This window comes from Xanthobacter sp. DMC12 (assembly GCF_056314105.1).
The window spans coordinates 658,978-683,010 of the sequence record NZ_JBQUYZ010000002.1 but is presented as its reverse complement, the minus strand read 5'-3'; the positions used below and the strand labels follow the sequence as shown (position 1 = coordinate 683,010).

Sequence of the window (24,033 nt, the reverse complement as noted above, 5' to 3'; positions counted from 1 at the left end):
TCGCTGTCCCCTTGCGTTCGGGGCGCGCGCGATGAACGTGTCGCTGAGGGCATTGCGATACGTGGTGGCGGCCGCCGATCTCGGAAACGTCACGGAAGCCGCGCGACAGCTCAATGTTTCGCAGCCGTCCATTTCCGCCGCTATCGCCCAGACAGAGGCGGAGCTGCGCATCCCGCTCTTCATCCGCCATCATGCGCGCGGCATCTCGCTGACGCCCGCCGGCCAGCGTTACGTGAACGAGGCCCGCCATCTCCTCGCCCACGCGCGCGATTTCGCCCAAAGCGCGCAGGCGCTGGGCGATACGCTCAGGGGAGAAATCTCGCTCGGCTGCTTTCTCACCATCGCGCCGCGCTTCATGCCGGCCCTGCTGGCCCGCTTCGCGGAGGTGCAGCCGGGCATCACGGTGAAGCTGGAGGAAGGCGACCAGAAGGAGATATTCGACGGCATCCTGTCCGGCCGGCTGGAGATCGCCGTGTCTTATGGCTATGCGGTGCCTGAGGATTTTTCCGGCGAGCTGTTGATCGACCTGCCGCCGCTGCTCGTGCTCGCCGCAGACCATCCATTGGCGAAGAAGCCGGTGGTGTCGCTGCGGGACGTGGCCGACGAGCCCTTCCTGCTCTACGATCTCCCGCACACGCGCGACTATTTCTTCTCGCTGTTCGATTCCTGCGGCATCACCCCGCGCATCGCGTACCGCTCACGCTCCTACGAGCTAATTCGCGGCCTCGTAGGCCAGAAGCGCGGCTACACGCTGCACAATGCCTCGCCGCGCACCACCATGGCCTATGACGGCAGCCGGGTGGCCGTGCGGCCGCTCAAGGAGCAACTGGCGCCTGTGCGCGTGATGCGGCTATCCCTGCGCCGCCAGCCCATGCGGCCGGCGGTGGAGGTGTTCGCCCGCTTCCTCGCCGACGCCTTCTCGCCCGGCGGCATGTTCGCGCCGGGCTCCATTGCGCCGGATATGGATTAGGCCGCCTCAGCCGCCGATCTTCTTGCCGGCGGTCCAGCAATCCTGCACCGCACCGATGGCCTGGCCGGCGTCAGTCATGTCCCAGTCGAAGGTCTTGCCGGCGATCTTGAGCGAGACCTTTCCGCCCTGCCGCAACCCGTTCAGCACGTCGTCGGTGATGAACACGCGCTCGCGCACGCCCGGCTGGCTGGCGACGAGCTCGACCGGCTGAGACGCCTTGCCGATCTCCAGCGATCCGGAGACCTTGCTGCCCGGCTTCAGGCTAAGGTCCGGGAAGGCGATGGCCCACTTGCCGTTGGGATAATAGAGAAGCCCGACGATGCCGCCATTGGTCTTGGTGACGCCCCGGCACAGGAAGAACTTGCCGTCGTCCAGCACGGTCTCGACCTTCCACTGGCCGAACGCGCGGAACTGGGTGTTCGTCTGCTTGCCTGCCTCGGCTGCCCCTGCGGCCATGACCGCCGCCGCCACGATCGCGATTCCCCAGAAACGCATGTCATTCCCCTGAGCATCTGCCCGCCACGCCAAACCGGCACGCCGGAGCCTGGCCGCGACCAGACCCTGTGCAATTCACCCGTTAAATTTGCCCGCATCGTGTCGGGGGCGGCGTTCGTCCGACGTCCTTATAGCATCGAGCCGATCCGCCTAAAGGAGAGAGACATGCGCGTGATGGTGATCGTGAAGGCGACCGCGGACAGTGAAGCCGGGCTGATGCCCTCCCCGGATCTGCTGGAGGCCATGGGCCGGTTCAACGAGGAACTGGCCAAGGCCGGCATCATGCGCGATGGCGCCGGGCTGAAACCGTCCAAGCTGGGCAAGCGCATCGGCTTCGATGGCGCCTCCCGAATCGTCATGGACGGCCCCTTCGCCGAGACCAAGGAGCTGATCGCCGGCTATTGGCTGTGGGAGGTCAAGGACATGGAGGAGGCCGTCGCCTGGGTGAAGCGCTGCCCCAACCCCATGCCCGGCCCGAGCGAGATCGAGATCCGCCCGCTCTACGAGATGGAAGATTTCGGCGACGCCGCGACCGAGCAATCGCTGGCGCCATACGAACGGGCGCGGGAGATCCTCGAAGGCCGCGACGGGGCTTAGTAGCCCCGCGCCGGGTCCACCCGGTTCAGCACCTCAGCGCCGGCCTCCACGCGCCGGATGTTTTCCGCGATCTGTGCGGCGGCGCTGGCGGGGATGGCGATGGAGGCGAGGTGCGGCGTCACCAGCACATTGTCCATGCCCCAGAGCGGGCTGTCAGTGGGCAGCGGCTCCACCTCGAACACGTCGAGCGTGGCCTCGGCAATGGCGCCGGAGCGCAGCGCCGCGATCAATGCCGCCTCATCCACCACCGGCCCGCGGGCGACGTTGATGAACTTCGCCCCCTTCGGCAGCAGGGCGAGGCGCCCGGCGTCGAGGAGGTGGCGCGTCTCGCCGGTCAGCGGCAGCATGACGACGAGGATGTCCGCCTCGGCGAGGAAGCCCGGCAGCTCACCGGCCCCATGGCAGGTCTTCACGCCTTCGAGCTGCTTCGGCGAGCGGGACCAGCCACGCACGTCGAAGCCGTGCCGCACCAACTCCAGCGCGGCCGTGGAGCCGAGTTCGCCAAGGCCCAGCACGCCGACACGGATCTCCCCCGCCGTGCGCGGATGCACATAGTGCCACCGCCCTTCCCGCTGCGCCCGCTCGAAGGTCGGGATCTCGCGGGCATGGCGCAGCACGCAGAACAGGACGAAGGACGCCATCATCTGCGACATGTTCGGGTCGGAAAGGCGGGTGATGGGCACGTCGGGGAGATCATCCCGGGCAACCAGCGCATCGACGCCCGCGCCGAGATTGATGACCAGCCCGAGGTTGGGAAAGCGCGCGAAGAACCCCTGCGGCGGCTTCCAGACGAGGGCGTACCGCACATCCGCGGGATCGCCGTCCACCGCACCGGTCGCCACATCTGCGATCCGCACATCGAGGCCCGGCACCGCCGCCTGAAGCGCGGCCTTCCACTCCCCATGATCATCGAAGGCGCTGTAGAACACCAACGCCCCGCGCGAAGTCGCTGTCACTTGCCACCCTCCTTGCGCTCGCCGGCGAGCTTCGCCGCGGCGCCGATGGCAAGCTCGTAGCCCAGCGCGCCGAGCCCTGCCACCACGCCGGTGGCGGCCTTCGACACGAAGGAGTGGTGCCGGAAGGGTTCGCGCTTCCAGATGTTGCTCATGTGGGTCTCGATGATCGGCCCATCGAAGGCGAGCAAAGCATCGAGGATGGCGATGGACGTGTAGGTGAGGCCGGCGGCGTTGATGACGATGGCATCCGCCTTGAGCCGGGCCTCCTGAATCCAGTCCACGATCTCGCCCTCGTGGTTGGACTGGCGAAAATCCAGCGACACGCCGAGCCCGGCCGCATGGGCGAGGCAACGCTCGCGGATCGCCGGGAAGCTCTCGCGCCCGTACGTGCCGGAGGGATCGAGGCCGTAGAGGTTGGCGTTGGGTCCGTTGAGAAAAAAGATCGTCAGGGCCAAGGGGGTCGTCCCGATGTGAGAGGAGGCCCAAGCGTCGCGCCGCAAGGGCCGCGCCGCCAATCGGAAGATGGAATGAGCGGGATCGGCTTTTTTGATCGACCGTATTGGGGAACCGAAGCGCAGCGGCAGCGTTTTCAAGCTGCACCTTGGAGTGGGCAACAGAAAAATGACATTTGGGGAAGCCCAGCCGATGGCGGAGCCGGTTCCTCTCACCGTGCTGCTGGTCGAGGACGATGCGCTCGTGCGCATGGTAACGGCAGCCGAGTTGCGTTCCGCCGGACTGCTGGTGATCGAGGCGGTCTCCGCGGAGGAGGCGCATCAGGCGATCATCGCCGGCCTGCATGTGGATGTCGTGTTCTCCGACGTGCATACCGAGGGCGCGCTCGACGGATATCAATTCGCCCTCCTGCTCAAGAGCGAGCGGCCGAACCTGCCGGTCATTCTCACCTCTGGCCAGTTCGACCGCACGGTCGCTGCGGTGGTGGCGCCGTTTCTGGCGAAGCCCTACCGGGTCGAGAGCGTGCTGCAGATCATCCAGGCCCAGCTTCAGGGGAAGGCAGGTTCATAAACCCGGATCGAGAAAGGCGACTGATGAACGACAACCGTCCGAGCGAAGAACTCCCGCCCGTCGTACTCGTGGTCGAGTCCGACATTCTCGTGCGCCATGTGATCGCGGAATATCTGCGCCATTGCGGCTACGAGGTGCTGGAAGCCGCGACGGGTGCCGAAGCCGAAATAATCCTGGAAGTCGAAGCCGAGCGGGTGGAGGTGGTGCTGGCCGATGCCAATGCCACGGGCGATCGCGAGGGCTTCGCCCTGTCCCAGTGGCTGCGCGAGGCGCACCCGAAGATCGACGTGATCCTCGCCGGCTCCACGGCCATGGCCGCCGCCCACGCCACCAATCTGTGCGAAGACGGTCCGGGGGTCGACAAGCCCTACCAGCCCCAGCAGATCGTCAACCGCATCAAGTGGCTGAAGTCGCGCCGCGAGAAGGGTCGCTGATCCCATCTCCCATCCATTTCGCCGAAACGAAACGGGCGGCCGCTGGGCCGCCCGTTCGCGTTTATGCCGGTCGATCCGATCACTCCGCCGGGGCGGGATGGGGCGGCGGCGCTTCCGCCTCGCGGCGGCGGCCGAGGGACGCGATCCACTGGGCGAAGACGTAGAACACCGGCGTGAACACCAGGCCGAACAGCGTCACGCCGATCATGCCAGAGAACACGGCGGTGCCCAGCGCCTGCCGCAGCTCGGCGCCGGCGCCGGTGGCCCAGACCAGGGGCACCACGCCGAGGATGAAGGCGAGCGAGGTCATCACGATGGGCCGCAGGCGCAGCCGCGCCGCTTCCACCGCCGCCTCGCGCCGGCCATGCCCCTGATCCTGCAGTTGCTTGGCGAACTCCACGATCAGGATCGCATTCTTCGCCGCGAGACCGATGAGCACGATGAAGCCCACTTGGGTCAGGATGTTGTTGTCCTGCGCCCTCAGGATCACGCCGATCAGCGCCGCGACAAGGCACATGGGCACGATGAGGATGACCGCCAGCGGCAGTGTCAGGCTCTCGTACTGCGCGGCCAGCACCAGGAACACGAACACCACGCCCAGCGCGAAGGCGAAGATGGCTGTGTTGCCTGCGCGCTGCTGCTGGTAAGCGAGCGCCGTCCATTCATAGGAGAAGCCCTGCGGCAGCACCTTGGCCGCCAGCTCCTGCATGATCTGGATGGCCTGGCCCTGCGAGTAGCCGGGGGCGGGCGAGCCATCCAGCTCGGCGGTGGGATAGAGGTTGTAGCGCGGCACGCGGTAGGGGCCGGAAATGTCGCGCACGGTGGTGAAGGAGCCGAGCGGCACGGTCTGTCCGTTGGCCGAGCGCACCCGGATGGAGAGCACGTCCTTGGGATCGAGCCGGAACGGCGCATCCGCCTGCGCCTGCACCCGGAAGGTTCGGCCGAACAGGTTGAAGTCGTTCACGTAGGATGAGCCGATATAGGTCTGCAGCGCCGAGAACACGTCGGCGATGTTGATCTGCAGCAGCTGCGCCTTCTGCCGGTCGATGTCGAGGAACAGCTGGGGCGTCGAGGTCTCGAACAAAGAGTAGACCTGCATCAGCCCCGGCGTCTGCGCCGCCGCGCCCATCATGGCGTAGGTGGCGTTGCGCAGGGCGAGGAGGCCCGCGCCGGAGCGATCCTCCAGCATCATGCGGAAGCCGCCGGCATTGCCGATGCCCTGCACGGGCGGCGGCTGCACCACGATCATCTGCGCTTCCTGGATGGACGCCACCTTGCCGAACAGCACCTTCTGGATGGCTGCCGCACTCTGCTCGGGGTGCCCCGCGCGGGAGGTGAACGGATCGAGGATCACGAACATGGCGCCGGCGTTCGGCGCGTTGGTGAAGGTGGCGCCGGAGAAGCCGGCGATGTTGACGATATGGCCGACGCCGGGCGTGCCCAGCACCAGATCGCCGGCGCGCTTCATGACGTCTTCCGTGCGCTGCATGGAGGCGCCCGGCGGCAGCTGCGCGACGACGATGAGATAGCCGCGGTCCTGCTGCGGGATGAAGCCCTGCGGCGTGGTGGCGAACAGCCAGCCGCCGAAGCCGACGATGCCGGCATAGACGATGAGCACCAGCGCGACGAACCGCACGAGGCGGGCCGTCATCCAGGCATAGCCGTTGCCGACCTTCTCGAAGCCCCGGTTGAAGAGGCCGAAGAAGCCGACGATGGGCCGGGCGTACCACGCCGGCTTCTCGTGCTTCGACCGGTGCGGCTTCAGCAGCAGCGCGCACATGGCCGGCGAGAGCGTCAGCGAGACGAGGAGCGAGATCAGCGTCGAGCCGGCGATGGTCAGCGCGAACTGGCGGTAGAATTCGCCCGAGATACCGGTGATGAAGGCGGTGGGCACGAACACCGACGACAGCACCAGCGAGATGGCGACCAGTGCTCCGCCCACCTCGTCCATGGTCTTGTAGGCGGCATCGCGCGGGGAGAGCCCGGCCTCGATGTTGCGCTCCACATTCTCCACCACGACGATGGCGTCATCCACCACGATGCCGATGGCGAGCACCAGTCCGAACAGGGACAGGTTGTTCAGCGAGAAGCCGAACAGCGCCATGACGAAGAAGGTGCCGATGAGCGAGATCGGGATGGCAAGGATGGGGATGATCGCCGCCCGCCACGTCTGCAGGAACAGGATCACCACCAGCACCACCAGCACGATGGCCTCGCCGATGGTGTGGACCACCGCATCCACCGACTGCTGAATGAACTCGGTCGGGTTGTAATAGATCGCGTACTTCAGGCCTGCCGGGAAGGTCTTGCCGATGCGGGCCATCTCCGCCACCACGGCATTGCCGGTGGCGAGCGCATTGGACCCCGGCCGCTGGAAGATGCCGAGGTTGATGGAGATGTCCTTGTCGAGGAACGACGTGGACGCATAGTCCTGTGCCGCGATCTCGACCCGGCCCACATCCTTCAGCCGCACCAGCGCCTGGTCGGTCTGCTTGATGACGATGTCGGCGAACGCCTGCGGGTCGGAGAGACGACCGAGGGTGCGCACGGCGATCTGGAACGCCCGCTGGTTGGGCACCGGCGGCTGGTTCAGGATGCCCGAAGCCACCTGCACGTTCTGCGCCTTCAGCGCCTGCACCACGTCGGTGGTGGTGAGGTTGAGCGCGGAGAGCCGGTCCGGATCGAGCCAGACCTGCATGGCATATTCGCGCGAGCCGAACACCGTGATGGAGCCGACGCCGTCGATGCGCGACAGCACGTCCTTCACCTCGATATTGGCGAAGTTCGAGATGAACAGCGGATCGCGCGAGCCGTCCGGCGAATAGAGGCTGACCACGAGGAGGAGGTCGGGCGAGGCCTTCGCCGTCACCACGCCCACCTGCTGCACCTCGGCCGGAAGGCGCGGGGCGGCGATGGCGACGCGGTTCTGCACCTGCACCTGGGCGATGTCGAGGTTGGTGCCGATGTCGAAGGTGACGGAGATGGAGAAGCGACCGTCCGCCGTCGAGTTCGACGACAAATAGATCATCTTCTCGACGCCGTTGATCTGCTGCTCGATGGGCGCGACCACCGTCTCGGCGACGATTTCCGCCGAGGCGCCGGGATATTGGCCCGTCACCGTGATGACGGGTGGGGCGATGTCCGGATACTGGGCCACCGGCAGGCGCAGGTAGGAGACTGCGCCGAGGATGATGACCACCACCGACACCACCGAGGCGAAGATGGGACGGTCGATGAAGAAGTGGGAGAAGCGCATGAGGGCTTCTCCTTACTTGGCGGCGGCGTTGGCGGCACCGGCCGGCGCACCGGCAGCGGGCTGGGCTCCGGCCGCCTGCGGGGTCACGGTCACGCCGGGCCGCACCCGCATCAGGCCGTTGACCACCACCTTGTCGTCCGGCGAAAGGCCCTCGCGGATCACCCGCATGTCGCCCTGCAGCGGGCCGAGGGTGACGAACTTCTGGGAGACCTTGTTCTCGGGGCCGACCACGTAGACGAACTTCTTCACCTGCTCGGTGCCGATGGCGACATCCGGCACCACCAGCGCCTGGTAGGGATCGGAAGACTGGAGCCGCAGGCGCGCGAACATGCCGGGGCGGAACAGGCCGTCCTTGTTGTCGAACACCGCGCGGCCGCGGATGGTGCCGGTCTCGCGGTCGACGACGTTGTTGAGGAAGTCGAGCTTGCCCTTGTGGACGAAGTCCTTGTCGTCGATGAGCCGGAGCGTCACCGGCTCGCCCTTGAAGTCCGTGCCGCCCTTGCGGCGGGTGAGGCGCAGCAGCGAGGCTTCGTCGATGGTGAACTCGAAGCGGATCGGGTCGGTGGAGACGATCACGGCGAGCAGGGTGGGCGTAGCGCCCGTGCCGCCGGTGACGTAGTTGCCGACCGACACCCGCCGGTCGCCGATCTGGCCCGACACCGGCGCCTTCACCTCGGTGAAGCCGAGGTCGAGCTGGGCGGAGCGCACCTGCGCCTCCTGCGACTGCACGATGGCGGCGGCGGTGCGCTCGGCCTGGGTGCGCTGGTCGAAGGTCTGCTTGGAGATGGCGTTGGAGGTCTTGTCCTCGAGCAGCGTGCGGGCGCGCTCCAGGTCCGCCTTGGTGAAGTCGAGGTTGGCCTTGGCCTGGGCGAGGTTCGCCTGGGCCTGATCCACCGCGATCTTGAACGGGCGCTGGTCGATGGTGAAGAGGACGTCGCCCTCCTTCACCAGCTGGCCGTCGGTGAAATGGATCTTGTCCAGATAGCCGGAAACGCGCGCGCGCAGGTTCACTTCATCGATGGCGATGAAGCGGCCGACATATTCGTCGGTATCGGTGACGGACGCAGGCGTGGGAGATGCCACGGTCACCTGGGGCGGCGGAGGCGCACCCTGCTGCTGCGCCGCAGGCTGGCCGCAGCCGGCAAGCGCCAGCGCGAGAGCCAGCACGGGAAGGGCCGCAGCGGCAGAAGTGAAATGGCTGGGGACCGAAAGACGCGGGGCAGGCGACATGGGCATCCGGCTCCTGGACGGACGGGTGTCCGCGCATAATTATTTCGGAGAAGGTTCGGCACCTCCCGCAACCGATGAGCCGAGACCGGAAAATCGTCGGATCGATAGCACAGCGGGCGTGCGATGCAAAAGGGCAGATTTCCCGACTGCGGACTTTCATACCGGCCCGCCACGCGGGGGGGTCAGCCGGCGCGCGGTGCCCGGCGGCCGATCACACCCGCGATGAACCCGCGGCCGAGAAGCAGCCACAGCCCCGCAAGATAGGCGGCGCCGCCCCCCGTCACCACCAGCGCAAGCATGACTTCCTCGCGCGCCCACATGCCGGCAGGCAGCGCCGCCGATGCCGCCGCCTGAACCCCAACCAGCGCCGCACCCACCACGACCAACAGCGCCGCGAGGCGCACCAGGTGCCCGCCGAGCGCCGCATCACCCACAGGATAACCCCGGCGGACGGCGAACAGCACGAGCAGTCCCACATTGATCCAGCCGCCCACTGCCGTGGCGAAGGCGAGGCCCACCTGGGCGAGGCTGCCCATGAGCGCGAACTTGAGCGCCACGTTGAGCGCCACCGCGCTGAGGGAGGCGATCATGGGCGTCTTGGTGTCACCTCTCGCATGGAACGGGGCAATGAAGGCGCGCACCACCACGAAGGCGAGGAGGCCGACGCCATAGGCCCTGAGCGTCGCCGCGGCATCCGCCGCATCGGCGACCGTGAAGGCGCCGCGGGCGAACAGGGCCCGCATGGTCAGGTCCGGCACGAGAAGGGCAGCGGCAACGAACGGGATGGCGAGCAGCGCCGCCAGCTCGATGGAGCGGGCCTGGGCATGGGCCGCACCCGCATCGTCCTTGGCGGCGAGGCGCCGCGACATCTCCGGCAACAGCACGGTACCGACCGCGATGCCGACCACGCCGATGGGCAGTTGGTTGATGCGGTCCGCATAATAGAGCGCCGAGAGCGCGCCCACCGGCAGGAAGGTGGCGATGATGGTGTCGGCGAAGAGCGCGATCTGCACCCCGGCCGAGCCGATAATGGCCGGTCCCAGCGCCTTGAGGAACTGCCGCGTCCCGGGATCGAGCTTCGGCCGCGCGAAGCGCAGCCCGATGCCGTGCCGCTCCGCATCCACTCCCACGACGAACAGCTGCGCCACGCCCGAGATCAGCACCCCCCAGGCCGCCGCATGGCCGGCCGTGGGAAACAGCGCGGCACCCAGCAGGGTGCTCACCATGCACACATTGAGCAGGATGGGCGCGGCGGCGGCCACGGCGAAGCGGTCGGAGGCATTGAGCGCGCCCGTCACCAGCGTGGCGATGGAGATGAGCGCCAGATAGGGAAAGGTGATGCGGGTGAGCGTGACCGCGAGGTCGAAGCGCTGGCCGTCCTCTGCAAGGCCGGGCGCCAGCAGCGAGACGAACTGCGGTGTGAAGCCCAGCGCCAGCGCCAGCAGCACGGCATGCACCAGCGTCATGGCGGTGAGGATCTCGTCGGCGAACCCGCGCGCCACCGGTACGCCATCCTGCTCCCTGAGCCTGGCATAAGTGGGCACGAAAGCGGCGTTGAACGCCCCTTCCGCGAAGATGGCGCGGAAATGGTTGGGCAGGCGGAAGGCAATGAGGAAGGCATCGGCCACCGGCCCGGCGCCGAGCACCGCCGCCATCACCACGTCGCGGATGAAGCCGGCGAGGCGCGAGAGCAGCGTCAGGCCGCCAACGGAAAGGATGTTGCGGAACATGGGATGCGGGCGGCCGGCGCTCTGGCGAAAGGGTGGCGGGACCCTAATGGCCCGCGCGCGGCAAGGAAAGCCTCAGCCCGCGGCCACCGCCTCGCCCGCGGCCGGAAAGGTGAGCCGGTCGTAAAGTTCGGCCATGGTGAGGCTCGCCGCGATCTCCGGCAGGTCGAAGCCTCCGTCGAGCCCCTGCACCTCCTCCAAAGCCCAGCCAGTGGCTCCGCGCCGCCAAAGGAGGGCGTGTGGCACGTCCGGCTCCACAAGCAGGATGCAGGCGAGGCCGGGAACGGACTTGTACTCCTCCAGCTTGCGGACGAGGTCGATGCCGCGCGTGGAAGGGGAGAGCACTTCCACGACCATGCGGGGGTCGGAAAGCTGCTGCGCACGGTCGTCGAGCTTCCCACAACTGACACTCACGTCCGGCCGCCGGACGTTCCCGTTGGGGACGACGATGGCAAGGTCGTCGGTGGACGCGCGGCAGGGGGAGCCTCGGAGCTTGGAATGGAGACTCGCGAGGACGTTGACCAGCACGACGTCGTGCCGCTGGCTCGCGCCCGTCATCGCCCGCACGAGAACCCCGTCCACCAGCTCGTAGCGCACGCCCTCCTCGCCGCGATAGGCGAAGAATTCGGCGATGCTCATGGGCTGGAAGGCACGCGCGCGGTTCGACATCATGAAGCTCCCGCCCGCAGCCTAGCACGAAAGCGTCCGCCCCTCACCCGCCGAGGCGGGCCTTCAGCTTGAACGGGGCCATGCCTTCGCGAGCGAGTTCGTCGGCGCGCTCATTCTCCGGATGGCCGGCGTGGCCCTTCACCCAGTGCCAGCGAATCTCGTGGCGCTTGAGCGCCTCGTCCAGCCGCTCCCACAGATCCTGGTTCTTCACCGGCTTCTTGTCGGCGGTGCGCCAGCCGTTGCGCTTCCAGCCGTGCATCCACTTGGTGACGCCGTTCTTCAGATATTCGCTGTCGGTGTGCAGATCGACCGCGCACGGCTCCTTCAGCGCCTCAAGGGCCGAGATGGCGCCCATCAGCTCCATGCGGTTGTTGGTGGTCAGCCCCTCGCCGCCGCAGAGCGGCTTCTCGTGGGCACCGAAGCGCAAAAGCGCGCCCCAGCCGCCGGGGCCGGGATTGCCGGAGCAGGCCCCGTCGGTGAAGATCTCCACGGCCTTCATGCGGCGAGACCGTAATCCTGCGCCCGCTCCACCGCCTGGTGGAAGCGCAGCTTCTTCAGATATTCCAGCGGGTCCTTGGGCCGCACCAGCGCCCCCTCCGGCACGTTCAGCCAGTCCACGAGGCGCGTCAGCAGGAACCGCAGCGCCGCACCGCGCGCGAGGCGCGGCAGCGCCGCCTTCTCATCCTCGGAGAGGGGTCGCACGGCCTCGTAGCCCGCCAGCAACGCCCGCCCCTTGGTGACGTTGTAGGCGCCGTCCGCCTCGAAGCACCACGCATTCAGGCAGATGGCCACATCGTAGGCGAGGAAGTCCGTGCAGGCGAAATAGAAGTCGATGATCCCCGAGAGCTGGTCGTCGAGGAAGAAGGCATTGTCGGGGAAGAGATCGGCATGAATGACGCCAGAGGGCAGACCCTGCGGCCAGTTCGCCTCCAGCACGGACAGCTCGGCCGCGACAGTTTCGGACAGGCCCGGCGCCACCGTATCGGCCGCCGCGCCGGCCGCCTCGAACAGCGGCCGCCAGCCGGCGACGGAAAGCGCATTGGTCCGGTTCAGCGCAAAATCCGCTCCGGCGAGATGCAGCTGGGCAAGGCCACGGCCAAGCTCGGCGCAATGGTGGGCCGTGGGCCTGCGCACCGAAACGCCCGGAAGGAACGTGACCATCGCCGCCGGACGCCCCGCCACTTCCGCGAGGATGGCACCGGACCGCGCCGCCACCGGCTCGGGGCAGGAGAGCCCCCGCGCGGCGAGGTGCTGCATGAGGCCGACGAAGAAGGGCAGGTCTTCGCGCTTCACCCGCTTCTCGTAGAGGGTGAGGATGTAGCTTCCGGTCGTGGTCTGGACCAGGAAGTTGGAATTCTCCACACCCTCGGCGATGCCGTGGAAGGAAGTGAGGGTGCCGATGTCGTAGCTGGCCAGGAACGCTTCCAGCTCGGCCGGCGCCACATCCGTATAGACAGCCACGCTCTACTCCGCCGCCGCATCCGGCCGCAGCACGCGCGGCAAGGGGAAAAACACGTCCTCTTCCGTGGAGGTCACGGTCTCCACCGTCACGTCGTAGCGTGCGGCGAAGGCGTCGATGATCTCCTCCACCAGCACTTCCGGGGCCGAGGCTCCAGCGGTGACGCCGAGGCTGGAAAGCCCCGAGAACGCCGACCAGTCGATGTCCGCTGCCCGCTGCACCAGAGCCGCGCGCGGGCATCCGGCCCGTTCCGCCGCCTCGCGCAGGCGCTGGGAATTGGACGAATTGGGCGCGCCCACCACGATCACCGCGTCCACCTTCGGCGCGATGACCTTCACGGCCTCCTGCCGGTTGGTGGTGGCGTAGCAGATGTCTTCCTTGTGCGGCTCGGAGAGCTTGGGGAAGCGCCGGCGCAGAATGGCGACCATCTCCGCCGTGTCGTCCAGCGCCAGGGTGGTCTGCGTCACATAGGCGAGATTGTCCGGGTCCGGCGGCGTCACCCGCTCGGCCTCCTCGGCCGTCTCGATCAGGGTGAAGGCGCCATCCGGCAATTGGCCGATGGTGCCCACCACCTCGGGATGGCCCTTGTGGCCGATGAGGAGGATGTGGCGGCCGCGCTTGAAATGAACCTGCGCCTCGCGATGCACCTTGGTGACCAGCGGGCAGGTGGCATCGATGGCGAAGAGGTTGCGGCCGGCAGCCGCCTCGGGCACCGACTTGGGCACGCCATGGGCGGAGAAGATGACCGGCGCGGTGGTATCCGGCACCTCGTCCAGCTCCTCGACGAAAATGGCGCCCTTCCGCTTCAGGTCTTCCACCACATACTTGTTGTGCACGATCTCGTGCCGCACGTAGACGGGCGCGCCGTAGAGCTTGAGCGCCTGCTCCACGGCGTCGATGGCGCGCACGACGCCGGCGCAGAAGCCGCGCGGCGCCGCGAGGAGGACTTTCAGCGCCGGCCTTGCGGCGGGCGCGACGGCACGGTCGGGCACGATCGGGGTGTCGGACATGGCGCGAATTGGCGGCCTCCTTCGGCCGGTGTCAAGCTTCTGGGGCGATTTCGGGGCCGACAGCGCCGTGGGAATTGCAACTTGTGCCCCGCCCGCTTATGTTGGCGGCATCCCGGACACATGCGATGCATTCCGCGGTCCGCCCCGAAAGGTGGGGTGGCCAGGCGAAGACGCATATGCCCGCCACATTCTTCTCATGACCGGCGCGTCCCACCCGACGGGCCCGATAGACCAACAAGCCGAAGAGGCCGTCATGTCGAACGTACCTTTGATGCCCAAGGCCACCGCCGTCTGGCTCGTGGACAATACGGCGCTCTCCTTCGAGCAGATCGGCGACTTCTGCAAGCTGCACCCCCTTGAGGTGAAGGGCATCGCCGACGGCGAGGTGGCGCAGGGGATCAAGGGGCTCGACCCCATCTCCACCGGTCAGCTCTCCCGCGACGAGATCACCATCGCCGAGAAGGACCCCAACCGCCGGCTGCGCCTGCTCGATCCCAAGGTGCGCCTGCCCGAGCAGAAGAAGCGCCGCGGCCCGCGCTACACCCCGGTGTCGCGCCGCCATGACCGGCCCAACGCCATCCTGTGGCTGCTGCGCAACCATGCCGAGCTGAAGGACGCCCAGATCATCCGCCTGGTGGGCACCACCAAGGCGACGATCCAGTCCATCCGCGACCGGACCCACTGGAACTCGCCCCAGCTCTCCCCCATGGACCCGGTGACGCTCGGCCTGTGCAGCCAGATCGACCTCGACCTGGAAGTCCAGCGCGCCGCCAAGGACCGCCCGGCCACCGCCGGCCATGAGGACCGTGGCGCCACCCTGCTGCCCGCCGATGTGACCACCGGCCACGAGGAGCCCGAGGAGGAGCCGCGCAAGGGGCGCGAGAGCCTCGACCTCGAGACCGTGTTCGCCAAGCTCGGCGGCTCGAAGAAGAACGAGGCCGAGGACGACGAGGACTGAGGCCTCCCGCACCGCTGGAAATGAAAATGCCCCGGCTCGGCCGGGGCATTTTTGTTTCAGGGCCGTGTGGGACGTGCCGCCCTCAATGGGCCATCAGCACCGGCACCGTCATGGTGTTCAGGATTTCGCGCGTGACGCCGCCGACGATCATCTCGCGCAGGCGGGAATGGTTGTAGCCGCCCATCACCACGAGGTCGGCGCCCTGGTCGGACACCTCGTTGAGGATGGCCGAGGCCACCGACTCTCCCGAGCCCACCGGAAGCTTGCGCACGGTGGCGGACAGGCCGTGGCGCGACAGATGGCGGGCCACCTCGGCGCCGGCCGTGTCTTCGTCATCGGGGTGGGTGACCACCCGGAAGATCTCCACCACCTTGGTGCGATGCAGCAGAGGCAGGGCCTCCGCCAAAGCGCGCGCGGCCGGACGGCTGCCGTCCCAGGCCACCACCGCGCGCTCGGCGGTGAACGGCTTGGTCTGCACGTAGGGCACGATGAGCACGGCGCGGCCGGACTCCATCAGCACCGTCTCGGAAATCACCTCTTCCGGGCCCGGCCGGTCGGGATCGGGCTGGGCGACGACCGTGAGGTCATAGAGCCGCGCCAGTTCGGCGAAGCTGTTGGCCGCGACGCCGAGCGAGGCGGAGAGGCTGCGCACCTCGTGCGACAGCCCCGCGGCCGCGGCAGAGGCGGAGAAGCGCGCGGCGGCCTTTTCGGCGGCGGCCTGGTTCTCCAGCACCTGGGCATCGATGAAGTCGGTGGGCAGGGCGCCCATGTAGAAGGGCGGCACGTCGATCTCATAAGCCACCGACAGGCCCGTGAGATGGGCACCGAAGCTGGCGGCAAGGCTCGCCGCATAGTCGCAGGCGACGTCCGTCTCGACCCCTTGGGCGAGATTGACCAGAATGTCGCGAATCATGTGGGAAGGCCCCCGTTCGGCCGTTTGAACGACGCGACCTTACCCTAAACTCGCCCAAAGTCTCGGGTCTTGATGTGGAGCAAATGGCTCCGGTCTCCGGGGCCGCGCGAAGGCGGCGAGAATCGACCAGATGCCGGAACACCCCTTAGAAATGACGACGCGGCCGCCCTGGGGGAAGGCGGCCGCGCCAATGGCACGATCACTTGGGGGGGATGATCGCGCTGACTGGAGAACGCGGGTTCCGCCGATCGGTTCCATCGTTCTCGAAAAAATTTTGCGCAATCCGCGCCAGCCCCGGCTAGATGCGGTCTCCATCCCGGCGCGGGATCGATGGTAGTATCATGACACCAGACCTGAGCATCGTAATACCGCTATACAACGAAGCCGCCGGCCTGCCCGATTTCCACGATCGCGTGACGGCCATTGCCTCGGCGGAGGCGGAGCGACGCGGAATGCGGGTGGAAATCGTCTATGTGGACGATGGCAGCCGCGACGGTTCAGCCGCCGTCGCGGCGTCCCTCCCGCATGAACGGACGGACGTTCAGGTGGTGGCGCTGAGCCGCAACTATGGCAAGGAAGCCGCGCTCATGGCCGGCCACGACCATGCCCGCGGCGACGCCGTGATGTTCATGGACGGCGACGGCCAGCACCCGCCCGAGATGATCCCGACCTTCATCGGACTGTGGAAGGACGAGGGCTGGGATGTGGCCTATGCGGTGAAGGCCGATCGCTCCGACGAGGCGACGAGCCGGCGCATCTTCGTGCGCACCTTCTACAAGCTACTGAATTTCGGGGCCACGGCCCGCATTCCCGAGGACGCCGCCGATTTTCGCATCCTCTCCCCGCGCGCGGCTGCCGCCCTGCGGCGGATGCCCGAGCGCAACCGCTTCTTCAAGGGCCTGACGAGCTGGATCGGCTTCCGGCAGGTGGCCGTGCCCTATCGCCCCGCCCCTCGGGCCCACGGCTCCACATCGTTCAACTTCCTGCGGCTGCTCGGGCTGTCCATGGAGGCGCTGACCTCCTTTTCGCCGGCCCCGCTCCGGCTGGCCGCCCTGTTCGGCGCGGCGCTCGCGGGCCTCGCGTTGCTTTATGGCAGCTGGATCGTGGTAGAGCGCCTCGTCTGGGGCATCCCCCTGCCCGGCTACCCGTCCATCGTCGTGGGCCTGATGGTGATCGGCGGCACGCAGTTGCTGGTGATGGGGCTGATGGGCGAGTACATCGCCCGCATCCTCTCCGAGATCAAGGCGCGCCCGGTCTATTACGTGGCCGATCACGTCTTCAACCGCGCGCCCGAGGCAGCGCTGGACCTCACGGCGCACGGACACGCCCAGGGACACGCCCAGGTGATCTCCCATCCGGCGGTTCTCGCCTCGCGGGGCGACCAGTGAAACGCGTCATCCTCTGCGCCGACGACTACGCCATCTCCCCCGGCGTTTCCGAGGCCATCGCGACACTGATCGCCGACCGGCGCATCAACGCCACGTCGGTGATGACCGTGTTCGACGGCCTCGGCCCCGCCGCGCGGGCGCTGGACGATGCGGCGGCCGACACCGGCGCCAGCATCGGCCTCCACGTCACCCTCACCGGTGCCTTCGCGCCGCTGACCCCCGGCATGGCCGAGGCGTCAGGCACCCTCCCCGCCTTGCCCCGGCTTCTGCTCTCGGCCCTCTCGCGCCGGCTCGATGCCAAGGCCGTCGCGGCAGAGGTGGAAGCGCAGTTTGCCGCCTTCCAGGATGCCTTCGGCCGGCCGCCGGACCATGTGGACGGGCACCAGCACGTGCATGTGCTGCCGGTGATCCGCACGGCCGTGATCGCCGCCACCGCCCGCCACGCCCCCCGCGCCTTCCTGCGGGACGTGACACCCGCACGCGGCGCGCTCAACGGCCTCGACATCAAGGGCCGGCTGATCGGCGCCTTCTCCGCCGGCTTCGCCCGGGATGCGGCCCGCGCGGGGCTGGCCACCAACCGGGGCTTCGGCGGCGCGTACGACTTTTCCGGCGACCATGATTTCGCGACGCTGCTCGGCCATTTCCTCGCCGGCGTGCCGGACGGGGGGCTGGTGATGGTGCATCCCGGCCGGGTGGACGACCCGCTCGTCGCCCGCGATCCCCTCACCCATCAGCGGGAGGTGGAGTACGGCGTGCTGCGCGGACCGCGCTGGCGCGACATCCTCGACGCCGCTGATGTGAGCCTCGCGCTGCCCGATCTTGGCCCAGCGAAAGCGGCCGCCTGAACGAAAAAGGCGCCCGTGAAGGGCGCCTTTCCGAACCGAACCTGGAAAGCGGCTCAGGCAAGCCCGACCTCGAACTTCGCCTCGGTCTTGGCCTTCACCTCGTCGAGGGTGACGCCCGGCGCCAGCTCCTTCAGCACGAGCGTGCCGCCGCGCTTGGTGAACTCGAACACGGCGAGGTCGGTGATCACGAAGTCGGTCACGTGGGTGCCAGTGAGCGGCAGCGTGCAGCGCGTGACCAGCTTGGGCGCGCCGGACTTCTCCACGTGCTCCATGAGCACGATGACTTCCTTGGCGCCGGCCACGAGGTCCATGGCGCCGCCCATGCCCTTCACCATCTTGCCCGGGACCATCCAGTTGGCGATGTCGCCTTCCTCGGACACCTGCATGGAGCCGAGGATGGAGAGGTCCATGTGCCCGCCACGGATCATGGCGAACGAGTCGGACGAGGAGAAATAGGAGGTGTCCGGCACCTCGGTCACGGTCTGCTTGCCGGCGTTGATGAGGTCGGGGTCCTCCTCGCCCTCATAGGGGAAGGGGCCGATACCGAGCATGCCGTTCTCGCTCTGGAAGCTCACGGTCATGCCGGGCGGCAGGGCGTTGGCGACGAGGGTGGGGATGCCGATGCCGAGGTTCACGTAGAAGCCGTCGCGGATCTGCTGGGCGGCGCGGGCCGCCATCTGCTCACGGGTCCAGGCCATCACTTCACCTCTTCGCGCTTGCGGGTGGTCACCTTCTCGATGCGCTTCTCGGCGCCGACCTCGACCACGATGCGGTCCACATAGATGCCGGGGGTGTGGATGTTCTCGGGATCGAGCTCGCCGATCTCCACCAGTTCCTCCACCTCGACGACGGTGATCTTGCCGGCGGTCGCCATCATCGGATTGAAGTTCCGCGCGGTCTTCCGATAGACGAGGTTGCCTTCCTTGTCGGCCTTCCACGCCTTGATGATGGAGAGGTCGGCGACGAGGCCGGTCTCCAGCACGTAATGCTGGCCGTTGAATTCGCGGGTCGGCTTGCCTTCGGCGATGATCGTGCCGTAGCCGGTCTTGGTGTAGAAGCCGGCGATGCCGGCGCCGCCGGCGCGGATGCGCTCGGCCAGCGTGCCCTGCGGGTTGAATTCCAGCTCCAGATCGCCGGCGAGATAGAGCTGCTCGAACAGCTTGTTCTCACCCACGTAGGACGAGATCATCTTCTTGATCTGGCCGTTGGCGAGCAGGATGCCGAGGCCGAAATCGTCCACGCCGCAGTTGTTGGACACCACGGTGAGGTGCTTCGGGCCGAGATCGCGCAGCGCCGAGATCAGGTTCTCGGCGATGCCGCACAGGCCGAAGCCGCCCGCCATGATCGTCATGCCGTCCGAAACGATGCCCTCCAGGGCACTCTTTGCGTCCGGATACACCTTGTGTCGCATCACTTCCTCCTGGGCGCTCCCTGGGGCGCGGGCATCGAGATGAACTTATTGGGACATGGGGCGAAGCGGAAGCGGGTCCGCAGCGCAATCAGAGCGAAGAGACGAGGTGACCGCCGTCGACCGCGAGCGTCGTGCCCGTCACGTAGGCGGAGGCATCGGAACTGAGGAACAGCAGCGGGCCTTCCAGATCGGCCAGCGCGCCAAGCCGCCGCGTGGGTATGCGCCGCACCAGCGCCTGACCGGCCTCGGTGGCGAAGAAGTCGCGGTTGAGGTCGGTCTCCACATAGCCCGGGCACAAGGCGTTGGCGCGAATGGAATGGCGCGCCCATTCCAGCGCCATGGACCGGGTGAGCTGCACCAGCGCCGCCTTGGACGCCCCATAGGCCGCCACCTGCCCTGCCACGCGCAGCCCGAGGATGGAGGCCACGTTGATGATGGAGCCGCCCTTTTTGGCCTCGGCCATGGCCCGCGCCGCCGCCTGGGCGACGAGGAAGGAGCCCTTCAGATTGGTGTCGATGATGCGGCCGAAATCCTCGGCCGTCTCATCCATCAGCGGCGTGGTGCCGGTGACGCCGGCATTGTTGACGAGGATGTCGAGCCCGCCGAAGGCCTCGACGGTGGCGGCAACCGCCGCGGCGGCGGAGGCGGGATCGGTCACATCAAGGGCGACGGCGATGGCCTTGCCCCCGGAGGCTTTGATCTCGTCGGCGAGGGCAGCGCAGGCGTCGGCCCGGCGCGCCGCCAGCGCGACCTTCGCGCCCGAAGCCGCCAGACGGCCGGCGAAATACGCACCAAGACCTCCGGACGCTCCCGTCACCAACGCGGAGCGCCCGTCCAGCGAGACGCGGAAATCCATGAAGTTCTTCCCGGTAACGTTTCTCTCACGTGCGCGGGGACCGTTTGCCGGTTCTTGAAAAGCGAGCGCCCGTTTTCATAGACGCGGCCGATGCCGCGGCGCAAGTGTCGCAGTGCAGAAGGAGCGCGGAGTTCGGCGGAGCCTAGTCCCGCCAGCGGTCCGCCGCCGCGTCGTCGCTGGCCTTGGCCTCGACCCAGCCGCCAGGGCGGGCCGCATCCACGGGCTCCTCCTTCTTCCAGAACGGGGCGCTGGTCTTGAGCCAATCCATCAGGAATTCGGCGGCCGCGAAGGCGGCGGCGCGGTGGGACGAGGCGGTGGCGACGAACACGATGGGATCGCCCGGCTCCAGCCGCCCATGACGATGCACCACGATGGCGCCGGTGAGCGGCCAGCGGCGGCGGGCCTCGTCCACGTGGCGCTCGATCTCCTCTTCCGCCATGCCGGGATAATGCTCAAGCGTGAGGGCGGCGAGACCTGCGCCCTCCGGTCCGGCATCGGCGCGGCAGAGGCCGGTGAAGGTCACGATGGCGCCCACGTCCGTCCGCCCGGCCGCCAGCGCGGCGCTTTCGGCCACGGCGTCGAACGGCTCAGCCTGGATGCGGACGGCGAACATGAACCTCAGCCCCCCGTCATGGGCGGGAAGAACGCCACTTCCCGCGCGCCGGCGATGGCGGCGTCGGGCTTCACGTGGCGACGGTCGATGGCCGCACGCACGATGGCTGGATTGTCGAAGGCGTGGGCATGGGCTTCGTCCCGCGCGGCCAGCCAGCGGGCGAGGTCGGCGACGGTGGCAACCTCGGCGGGTGGCGCCACCTCCTCCTCGGCGAGGCCCACGCGCTCGCGCAGCCAGGCGAAATAGAGCACCTTCACCGCTCGTCCTCCACCAGATGGCGGGCACCGGCGCGGAAATAATCGTAGCCGGTGTAGAGCGTCAGCACGGCCGAGATCCACAGGAGCGTCAGGCCCACCAGAGTCACCCCTGGCAGCACCGCCTCTCCCGCCGTGCCGGTGATGAGCACGCCCACGGCGACGAGCTGCAGCGTGGTCTTCCATTTGGCGAGGCGCGAGACCGGCACGGACACCCGAAGCTCGGCCAGGAACTCGCGCAGGCCCGAGACCAGGATTTCCCGGCACAGGATCACGATGGCCGCCCACAGCGACCAGCCCCGGATCGTGCCGTCGGACGCCAGCATCAGCAGGCAGGTGGAGACCAGCAGCTTGTCGGCGATGGGATCGAGCATCCGGCCGATGGCCGATTGCTGGGACCAGGCGCGGGCGAGGTAGCCGTCGAAGAAATCCGTGATGGCCGCCGCCACATAGATGAACAAGGCGACCCACCGCAGCCACACCCCGCCGGCGAGGATGTCCGACCAGAACAGGCTCGCCGCCACCAGCGGCACCGCCACGCAGCGCGAATAGGTGAGGATGTTCGGCAGCGACAGGGCATGCCCGCGGGAACGCCGCTCGGTCGCGGGCGGGGCATCGGATCGTGTCGCTGCGTCGGACATGAGCACCACTTGAGAAAGCACGGCCGCGATGGAGCGCATCGCGCGGGCCATCACCCCTATTTAGGCCGGGCGGGCGGCAGGCGAAAGCCTTGAAGGCTTCTCATGATGATGGTCGCTCGTGGAAATAATCGTACACCGCCTTGGCCGTAGCGGCGTTGATGCCTGCCACCTGCTCCAGATCCGCCAGCGAGGCGCGCTCGATGGCCTTGAGCGTGCCGAAATGGCGCAGCAACGCGCGCTTTCGTGTCGGCCCCACCCCAGGAATGGCCTGAAGCCCGGCTTCCGTGATGTCCTTCTTCCGCCGCGCCCGGTGCGAGCCGATGGCGAAGCGGTGGGCCTCGTCGCGCAGCCGCTGGATGTAATAGAGGACCGGATCGCGCGGCTCCATGCGGAAGGGGGTGCGGCCGGGCAGGAAGAATTGCTCGCGCCCCGCCTCGCGGTCGAGCCCCTTGGCGATGCCCACCAGTGGCACGTCGGTGATGCCCAGTTCCTCCAGAACCTGTCGCGCGGCGTTGAGCTGGCCGAGGCCGCCGTCAATCAGCACGAGGTCCGGCCAGGGTGAGGCGCCGGTGGCGTCGGGGAGGGCGTCGGGCTCTTCGGCATCGTCTGGTGGCAGCTCGGCGGATGTGGCTTCACCGCTCACACCATCCCTTTCCGTCAAGGGTACAGGTGGGACGGGCGGCTCGTCGTGGGGTTCCGCGACATCAACCGGCACCACCGGAGCGCCCTCCCGCGGCGCCTCCTTCAGCAGGCGGGCGAAACGGCGCGTCAGCACCTCCCGCATCATGCCGAAGTCGTCGCCGGGCACGAGACCCGCCGACTTGATGTTGAACTTGCGATACTGCGACTTCCGGAACCCCTCCGGCCCGGCCACGATCATGCCGCCCACCGCATTGGTGCCCATGATGTGGGAATTGTCATAGACCTCGATGCGCTGGGGCGGCGCCTTGAGGCCGAAGGTGGCGGCGACGCCCTCCAGCAGCTTCGCCTGAGTGGCGCTTTCGGCGAGGGTGCGGGCCAGCGCCTCCCGCGCGTTCTGCAAGGCGTGATCGACGAGGTCGCGCTTCTCGCCGCGCTGGGGCACTGCGATCTCGACCTTGTAGCCGGCCTTCTCCGACAGGGCCTGCGATAGCAGTTCCTGCTCCTCCACCTTGTGGGACAGGAGGAGAAGTCGCGGGCAGGGCTTGTCCTCATAGAACTGCGCGAGGAAGGCGCCCAACACCTCGGCCTCGCTCAGGGAGCGGTCGGCGCGGGGATAATAGGCGCGGTTGCCCCAGTTCTGGCCGGTGCGGAAGAAGAACACTTCCACGCAGGTCGCGCCCCCCTGCTGGTGGCAGGCGAACACGTCCGCCTCCTCCACCCCGCGCGGATTGATGCCCTGCGACCCCTGCACGGCCGAGAGCGCGGCAAGGCGATCCCGCAGGCGGGCGGCGCGCTCGAACTCCAGTTCCTCGGCCGCCTGCTCCATCTCCTTCGCCAGTTCTTCCTTGATGGCGCGGGAGCGGCCGGAGAGGAAGGCGCGGGCCTCACGCACCAGCTCGGCATAATCCTGATGGCTCACCTCGCCGGTGCAGGGGCCGGCGCAGCGCTTGATCTGGAAGAGAAGGCACGGCCGCGTGCGATTCTCGTAATAGCTGTCGGAGCAGGAGCGCAGCAGGAAGGCGCGCTCCAGCGCGTTGATGGTGCGGTCCACGGCCCACACGCTGGCGAACGGGCCGTAATAATCGCCCGGCCGGTTGCGCGCGCCGCGGTGCTTGGCGATCTGCGGCGAGACGTGATCGGCCGTGATGAGGATGTAGGGGAAGGATTTGTCATCCCGCAGCAGCACGTTGAAGCGCGGCTTCAGCTGCTTGATGAGGTTGGCTTCCAGCAGCAGCGCTTCCGGCTCGGTACGGGTGGAGACGAACTCCATCTGCGCCGTCGCGGCGATCATGCGGGCGATGCGGTTGGTGTGGCCAACCGGGCGCGTGTAGCTGAGCACGCGCTTCTTGATGCTCTTGGCCTTGCCCACATAGAGCACGGTCCCGTCCGCCGCGATCATGCGGTAGACGCCGGGTCCGCCGGGCGCGTGCTTCACCGCGCGGATGATCGCGGCGCGGCCTGTAGCCAGGCTTTCCTCCCCCGGCACGGCCTCGTCCGCGGGCTCAAGTTCGAGAAGGACAGCCTCTTCCGTCTCTTCAGCCGTCCCCTCCCCGGCTCCGGGCGGCAAGGCCTCGCTCGGCGCACCGCCATCGGGACGGGCAAGGGCAATCTCGGGCGGATCGGTGGGCCGGCGTCGGGTCATGACGCCGTATGTAATGCGCCCGGTGCCCGGAGGGAACGGCGCAG

Annotated in this window: 25 protein-coding genes; 7 read left to right on the top strand and 18 right to left on the bottom strand. The window is 67.9% G+C overall.

Annotated features, from left to right (window positions below; translation table 11 throughout):
• Positions 1–31 precede the first annotated feature (31 nt).
• Positions 32–970: a LysR family transcriptional regulator gene (locus tag ACT535_RS11255; protein WP_476325243.1), complete on the top strand. Its 939-nt coding sequence runs from the start codon at positions 32–34 to the stop codon at positions 968–970.
• A 6-nt stretch (positions 971–976) separates the two neighbouring features.
• Here the strand turns inward: ACT535_RS11255 and ACT535_RS11250 are convergent, their stop codons facing one another.
• On the bottom strand, positions 977–1,465 hold the full coding sequence (locus ACT535_RS11250; RefSeq protein WP_168462299.1) for a hypothetical protein: 489 nt from the start codon (positions 1,463–1,465) through the stop codon (positions 977–979).
• A 165-nt stretch (positions 1,466–1,630) separates the two neighbouring features.
• Here ACT535_RS11250 and ACT535_RS11245 point away from each other — a divergent pair, with 165 nt between their 5' ends.
• On the top strand, positions 1,631–2,062 hold the full coding sequence (locus tag ACT535_RS11245; protein WP_476364416.1) for a YciI family protein: 432 nt from the start codon (positions 1,631–1,633) through the stop codon (positions 2,060–2,062).
• Here the strand turns inward: ACT535_RS11245 and ACT535_RS11240 are convergent.
• Together ACT535_RS11240 and ACT535_RS11235 are read right to left on the bottom strand one after the other, a co-directional pair.
• On the bottom strand, positions 2,059–3,018 hold the full coding sequence (locus tag ACT535_RS11240; RefSeq protein WP_476364415.1) for a 2-hydroxyacid dehydrogenase: 960 nt from the start codon (positions 3,016–3,018) through the stop codon (positions 2,059–2,061). The two genes, ACT535_RS11245 and ACT535_RS11240, sit on opposite strands and share 4 nt — an antisense overlap.
• Positions 3,015–3,473, bottom strand: a complete 459-nt coding sequence (locus ACT535_RS11235) for a type II 3-dehydroquinate dehydratase (RefSeq protein ID WP_168462296.1) — start codon at positions 3,471–3,473, stop codon at positions 3,015–3,017. Before ACT535_RS11235 ends, ACT535_RS11240 begins: the two co-directional genes overlap by 4 nt.
• Positions 3,474–3,663: 190 nt before the next feature.
• Between ACT535_RS11235 and ACT535_RS11230 the strand changes: the two genes are divergently transcribed.
• Both ACT535_RS11230 and ACT535_RS11225 read left to right on the top strand, forming a co-directional pair.
• Positions 3,664–4,041, top strand: a complete 378-nt coding sequence (locus tag ACT535_RS11230; RefSeq protein WP_476364414.1) for a response regulator — start codon at positions 3,664–3,666, stop codon at positions 4,039–4,041.
• Positions 4,042–4,064: 23 nt separating this feature from the next.
• Positions 4,065–4,475: a response regulator gene (locus ACT535_RS11225; protein ID WP_476364413.1), complete on the top strand. Its 411-nt coding sequence runs from the start codon at positions 4,065–4,067 to the stop codon at positions 4,473–4,475.
• Between the two features lie 79 nt (positions 4,476–4,554).
• On the opposite strand, the gene ACT535_RS11220 is transcribed toward ACT535_RS11225, so the two are convergent.
• The 7 genes from ACT535_RS11220 to ispH all read right to left on the bottom strand — a co-directional run bounded on the left by ACT535_RS11220 (position 4,555) and on the right by ispH (position 13,826).
• Complete coding sequence (locus ACT535_RS11220) at positions 4,555–7,731, bottom strand: efflux RND transporter permease subunit (protein WP_476364412.1); 3,177 nt, start codon at positions 7,729–7,731, stop codon at positions 4,555–4,557.
• Positions 7,732–7,743: 12 nt separating this feature from the next.
• Positions 7,744–8,961 (bottom strand): efflux RND transporter periplasmic adaptor subunit, encoded by a 1,218-nt coding sequence (locus ACT535_RS11215; protein WP_476364411.1) that lies wholly within the window; start codon positions 8,959–8,961, stop codon positions 7,744–7,746.
• 182 nt (positions 8,962–9,143) lie between these two features.
• A complete protein-coding gene (gene murJ / locus ACT535_RS11210) occupies positions 9,144–10,691 on the bottom strand; it encodes a murein biosynthesis integral membrane protein MurJ (RefSeq protein ID WP_476364410.1) in 1,548 nt (515 codons plus the stop codon).
• Between the two features lie 72 nt (positions 10,692–10,763).
• Positions 10,764–11,360, bottom strand: coding sequence for a Uma2 family endonuclease (locus ACT535_RS11205; protein ID WP_476364409.1), 597 nt, complete (start codon positions 11,358–11,360; stop codon positions 10,764–10,766).
• Positions 11,361–11,400: 40 nt separating this feature from the next.
• On the bottom strand, positions 11,401–11,856 hold the full coding sequence (gene rnhA, locus ACT535_RS11200; protein ID WP_168462290.1) for a ribonuclease HI: 456 nt from the start codon (positions 11,854–11,856) through the stop codon (positions 11,401–11,403).
• Positions 11,853–12,818 carry a homoserine kinase gene (locus ACT535_RS11195; protein ID WP_476364408.1) on the bottom strand — a complete coding sequence of 322 codons (966 nt, stop codon included), beginning with the start codon at positions 12,816–12,818 and terminating at the stop codon, positions 11,853–11,855. The genes rnhA and ACT535_RS11195 overlap by 4 nt, the downstream gene beginning before the upstream one ends.
• A 3-nt stretch (positions 12,819–12,821) precedes the next feature.
• Positions 12,822–13,826, bottom strand: coding sequence for a 4-hydroxy-3-methylbut-2-enyl diphosphate reductase (gene ispH, locus ACT535_RS11190; RefSeq protein ID WP_476364407.1), 1,005 nt, complete (start codon positions 13,824–13,826; stop codon positions 12,822–12,824).
• Positions 13,827–14,079: 253 nt separating this feature from the next.
• Between ispH and ACT535_RS11185 the strand changes: the two genes are divergently transcribed.
• Positions 14,080–14,784 (top strand): DUF1013 domain-containing protein, encoded by a 705-nt coding sequence (locus ACT535_RS11185; RefSeq protein WP_476325267.1) that lies wholly within the window; start codon positions 14,080–14,082, stop codon positions 14,782–14,784.
• Between the two features lie 82 nt (positions 14,785–14,866).
• Here ACT535_RS11185 and ACT535_RS11180 read toward each other — a convergent pair whose 3' ends face one another.
• Entirely contained in the window at positions 14,867–15,697 is an 831-nt protein-coding gene (locus ACT535_RS11180) for a universal stress protein (protein WP_168462286.1), read from the bottom strand.
• 341 nt (positions 15,698–16,038) lie between these two features.
• On the opposite strand from ACT535_RS11180, the gene ACT535_RS11175 reads away from it, so the two are divergent.
• A complete protein-coding gene (locus ACT535_RS11175) occupies positions 16,039–17,085 on the top strand; it encodes a glycosyltransferase family 2 protein (protein WP_476364406.1) in 1,047 nt (348 codons plus the stop codon).
• Positions 17,082–17,930: a ChbG/HpnK family deacetylase gene (locus ACT535_RS11170; protein WP_476364405.1), complete on the top strand. Its 849-nt coding sequence runs from the start codon at positions 17,082–17,084 to the stop codon at positions 17,928–17,930. Before ACT535_RS11175 ends, ACT535_RS11170 begins: the two co-directional genes overlap by 4 nt.
• 53 nt (positions 17,931–17,983) lie before the next feature.
• On the opposite strand, the gene ACT535_RS11165 is transcribed toward ACT535_RS11170, so the two are convergent.
• From ACT535_RS11165 to uvrC, 7 genes are all read right to left on the bottom strand, one after another.
• Positions 17,984–18,628, bottom strand: a complete 645-nt coding sequence (locus tag ACT535_RS11165) for a CoA transferase subunit B (protein ID WP_024277291.1) — start codon at positions 18,626–18,628, stop codon at positions 17,984–17,986.
• On the bottom strand, positions 18,628–19,341 hold the full coding sequence (locus tag ACT535_RS11160; RefSeq protein WP_168462283.1) for a CoA transferase subunit A: 714 nt from the start codon (positions 19,339–19,341) through the stop codon (positions 18,628–18,630). Before ACT535_RS11160 ends, ACT535_RS11165 begins: the two co-directional genes overlap by 1 nt.
• Positions 19,342–19,429: 88 nt before the next feature.
• Positions 19,430–20,197, bottom strand: a complete 768-nt coding sequence (locus tag ACT535_RS11155; RefSeq protein WP_476364404.1) for an SDR family NAD(P)-dependent oxidoreductase — start codon at positions 20,195–20,197, stop codon at positions 19,430–19,432.
• Between the two features lie 142 nt (positions 20,198–20,339).
• Positions 20,340–20,810, bottom strand: a complete 471-nt coding sequence (locus ACT535_RS11150) for a molybdenum cofactor biosynthesis protein MoaE (protein WP_476364403.1) — start codon at positions 20,808–20,810, stop codon at positions 20,340–20,342.
• 5 nt (positions 20,811–20,815) lie between these two features.
• Positions 20,816–21,067: a molybdopterin converting factor subunit 1 gene (gene moaD, locus ACT535_RS11145; RefSeq protein WP_168462280.1), complete on the bottom strand. Its 252-nt coding sequence runs from the start codon at positions 21,065–21,067 to the stop codon at positions 20,816–20,818.
• Positions 21,064–21,705: a CDP-diacylglycerol--glycerol-3-phosphate 3-phosphatidyltransferase gene (pgsA, locus tag ACT535_RS11140; RefSeq protein WP_394029589.1), complete on the bottom strand. Its 642-nt coding sequence runs from the start codon at positions 21,703–21,705 to the stop codon at positions 21,064–21,066. The genes moaD and pgsA overlap by 4 nt, the downstream gene beginning before the upstream one ends.
• A 100-nt stretch (positions 21,706–21,805) precedes the next feature.
• Positions 21,806–23,989 carry an excinuclease ABC subunit UvrC gene (uvrC, locus tag ACT535_RS11135; RefSeq protein ID WP_476364402.1) on the bottom strand — a complete coding sequence of 728 codons (2,184 nt, stop codon included), beginning with the start codon at positions 23,987–23,989 and terminating at the stop codon, positions 21,806–21,808.
• Between the last annotated feature and the right edge of the window lie 44 nt (positions 23,990–24,033).

Bases quoted from the DNA above. Each gene is read 5' to 3' on its own strand.
- ACT535_RS11255 (WP_476325243.1), top strand. From the start codon at position 32: ATGAACGTGTCGCTGAGGGCATTGCGATACGTGGTGGCGGCCGCCGAT.
- ACT535_RS11250 (WP_168462299.1), bottom strand. From the start codon at position 1,465: ATGCGTTTCTGGGGAATCGCGATCGTGGCGGCGGCGGTCATGGCCGCA.
- ACT535_RS11245 (WP_476364416.1), top strand. From the start codon at position 1,631: ATGCGCGTGATGGTGATCGTGAAGGCGACCGCGGACAGTGAAGCCGGG.
- ACT535_RS11230 (WP_476364414.1), top strand. From the start codon at position 3,664: ATGGCGGAGCCGGTTCCTCTCACCGTGCTGCTGGTCGAGGACGATGCG.
- ACT535_RS11225 (WP_476364413.1), top strand. From the start codon at position 4,065: ATGAACGACAACCGTCCGAGCGAAGAACTCCCGCCCGTCGTACTCGTG.
- ACT535_RS11220 (WP_476364412.1), bottom strand. From the start codon at position 7,731: ATGCGCTTCTCCCACTTCTTCATCGACCGTCCCATCTTCGCCTCGGTG.
- ACT535_RS11215 (WP_476364411.1), bottom strand. From the start codon at position 8,961: ATGTCGCCTGCCCCGCGTCTTTCGGTCCCCAGCCATTTCACTTCTGCC.
- murJ (WP_476364410.1), bottom strand. From the start codon at position 10,691: ATGTTCCGCAACATCCTTTCCGTTGGCGGCCTGACGCTGCTCTCGCGC.
- ACT535_RS11205 (WP_476364409.1), bottom strand. From the start codon at position 11,360: ATGATGTCGAACCGCGCGCGTGCCTTCCAGCCCATGAGCATCGCCGAA.
- rnhA (WP_168462290.1), bottom strand. From the start codon at position 11,856: ATGAAGGCCGTGGAGATCTTCACCGACGGGGCCTGCTCCGGCAATCCC.
- ispH (WP_476364407.1), bottom strand. From the start codon at position 13,826: ATGTCCGACACCCCGATCGTGCCCGACCGTGCCGTCGCGCCCGCCGCA.
- ACT535_RS11185 (WP_476325267.1), top strand. From the start codon at position 14,080: ATGTCGAACGTACCTTTGATGCCCAAGGCCACCGCCGTCTGGCTCGTG.
- ACT535_RS11180 (WP_168462286.1), bottom strand. From the start codon at position 15,697: ATGATTCGCGACATTCTGGTCAATCTCGCCCAAGGGGTCGAGACGGAC.
- ACT535_RS11175 (WP_476364406.1), top strand. From the start codon at position 16,039: ATGACACCAGACCTGAGCATCGTAATACCGCTATACAACGAAGCCGCC.
- ACT535_RS11165 (WP_024277291.1), bottom strand. From the start codon at position 18,628: ATGGCCTGGACCCGTGAGCAGATGGCGGCCCGCGCCGCCCAGCAGATC.
- ACT535_RS11160 (WP_168462283.1), bottom strand. From the start codon at position 19,341: ATGCGACACAAGGTGTATCCGGACGCAAAGAGTGCCCTGGAGGGCATC.
- ACT535_RS11155 (WP_476364404.1), bottom strand. From the start codon at position 20,197: ATGGATTTCCGCGTCTCGCTGGACGGGCGCTCCGCGTTGGTGACGGGA.
- ACT535_RS11150 (WP_476364403.1), bottom strand. From the start codon at position 20,810: ATGTTCGCCGTCCGCATCCAGGCTGAGCCGTTCGACGCCGTGGCCGAA.
- pgsA (WP_394029589.1), bottom strand. From the start codon at position 21,705: ATGTCCGACGCAGCGACACGATCCGATGCCCCGCCCGCGACCGAGCGG.
- uvrC (WP_476364402.1), bottom strand. From the start codon at position 23,989: ATGACCCGACGCCGGCCCACCGATCCGCCCGAGATTGCCCTTGCCCGT.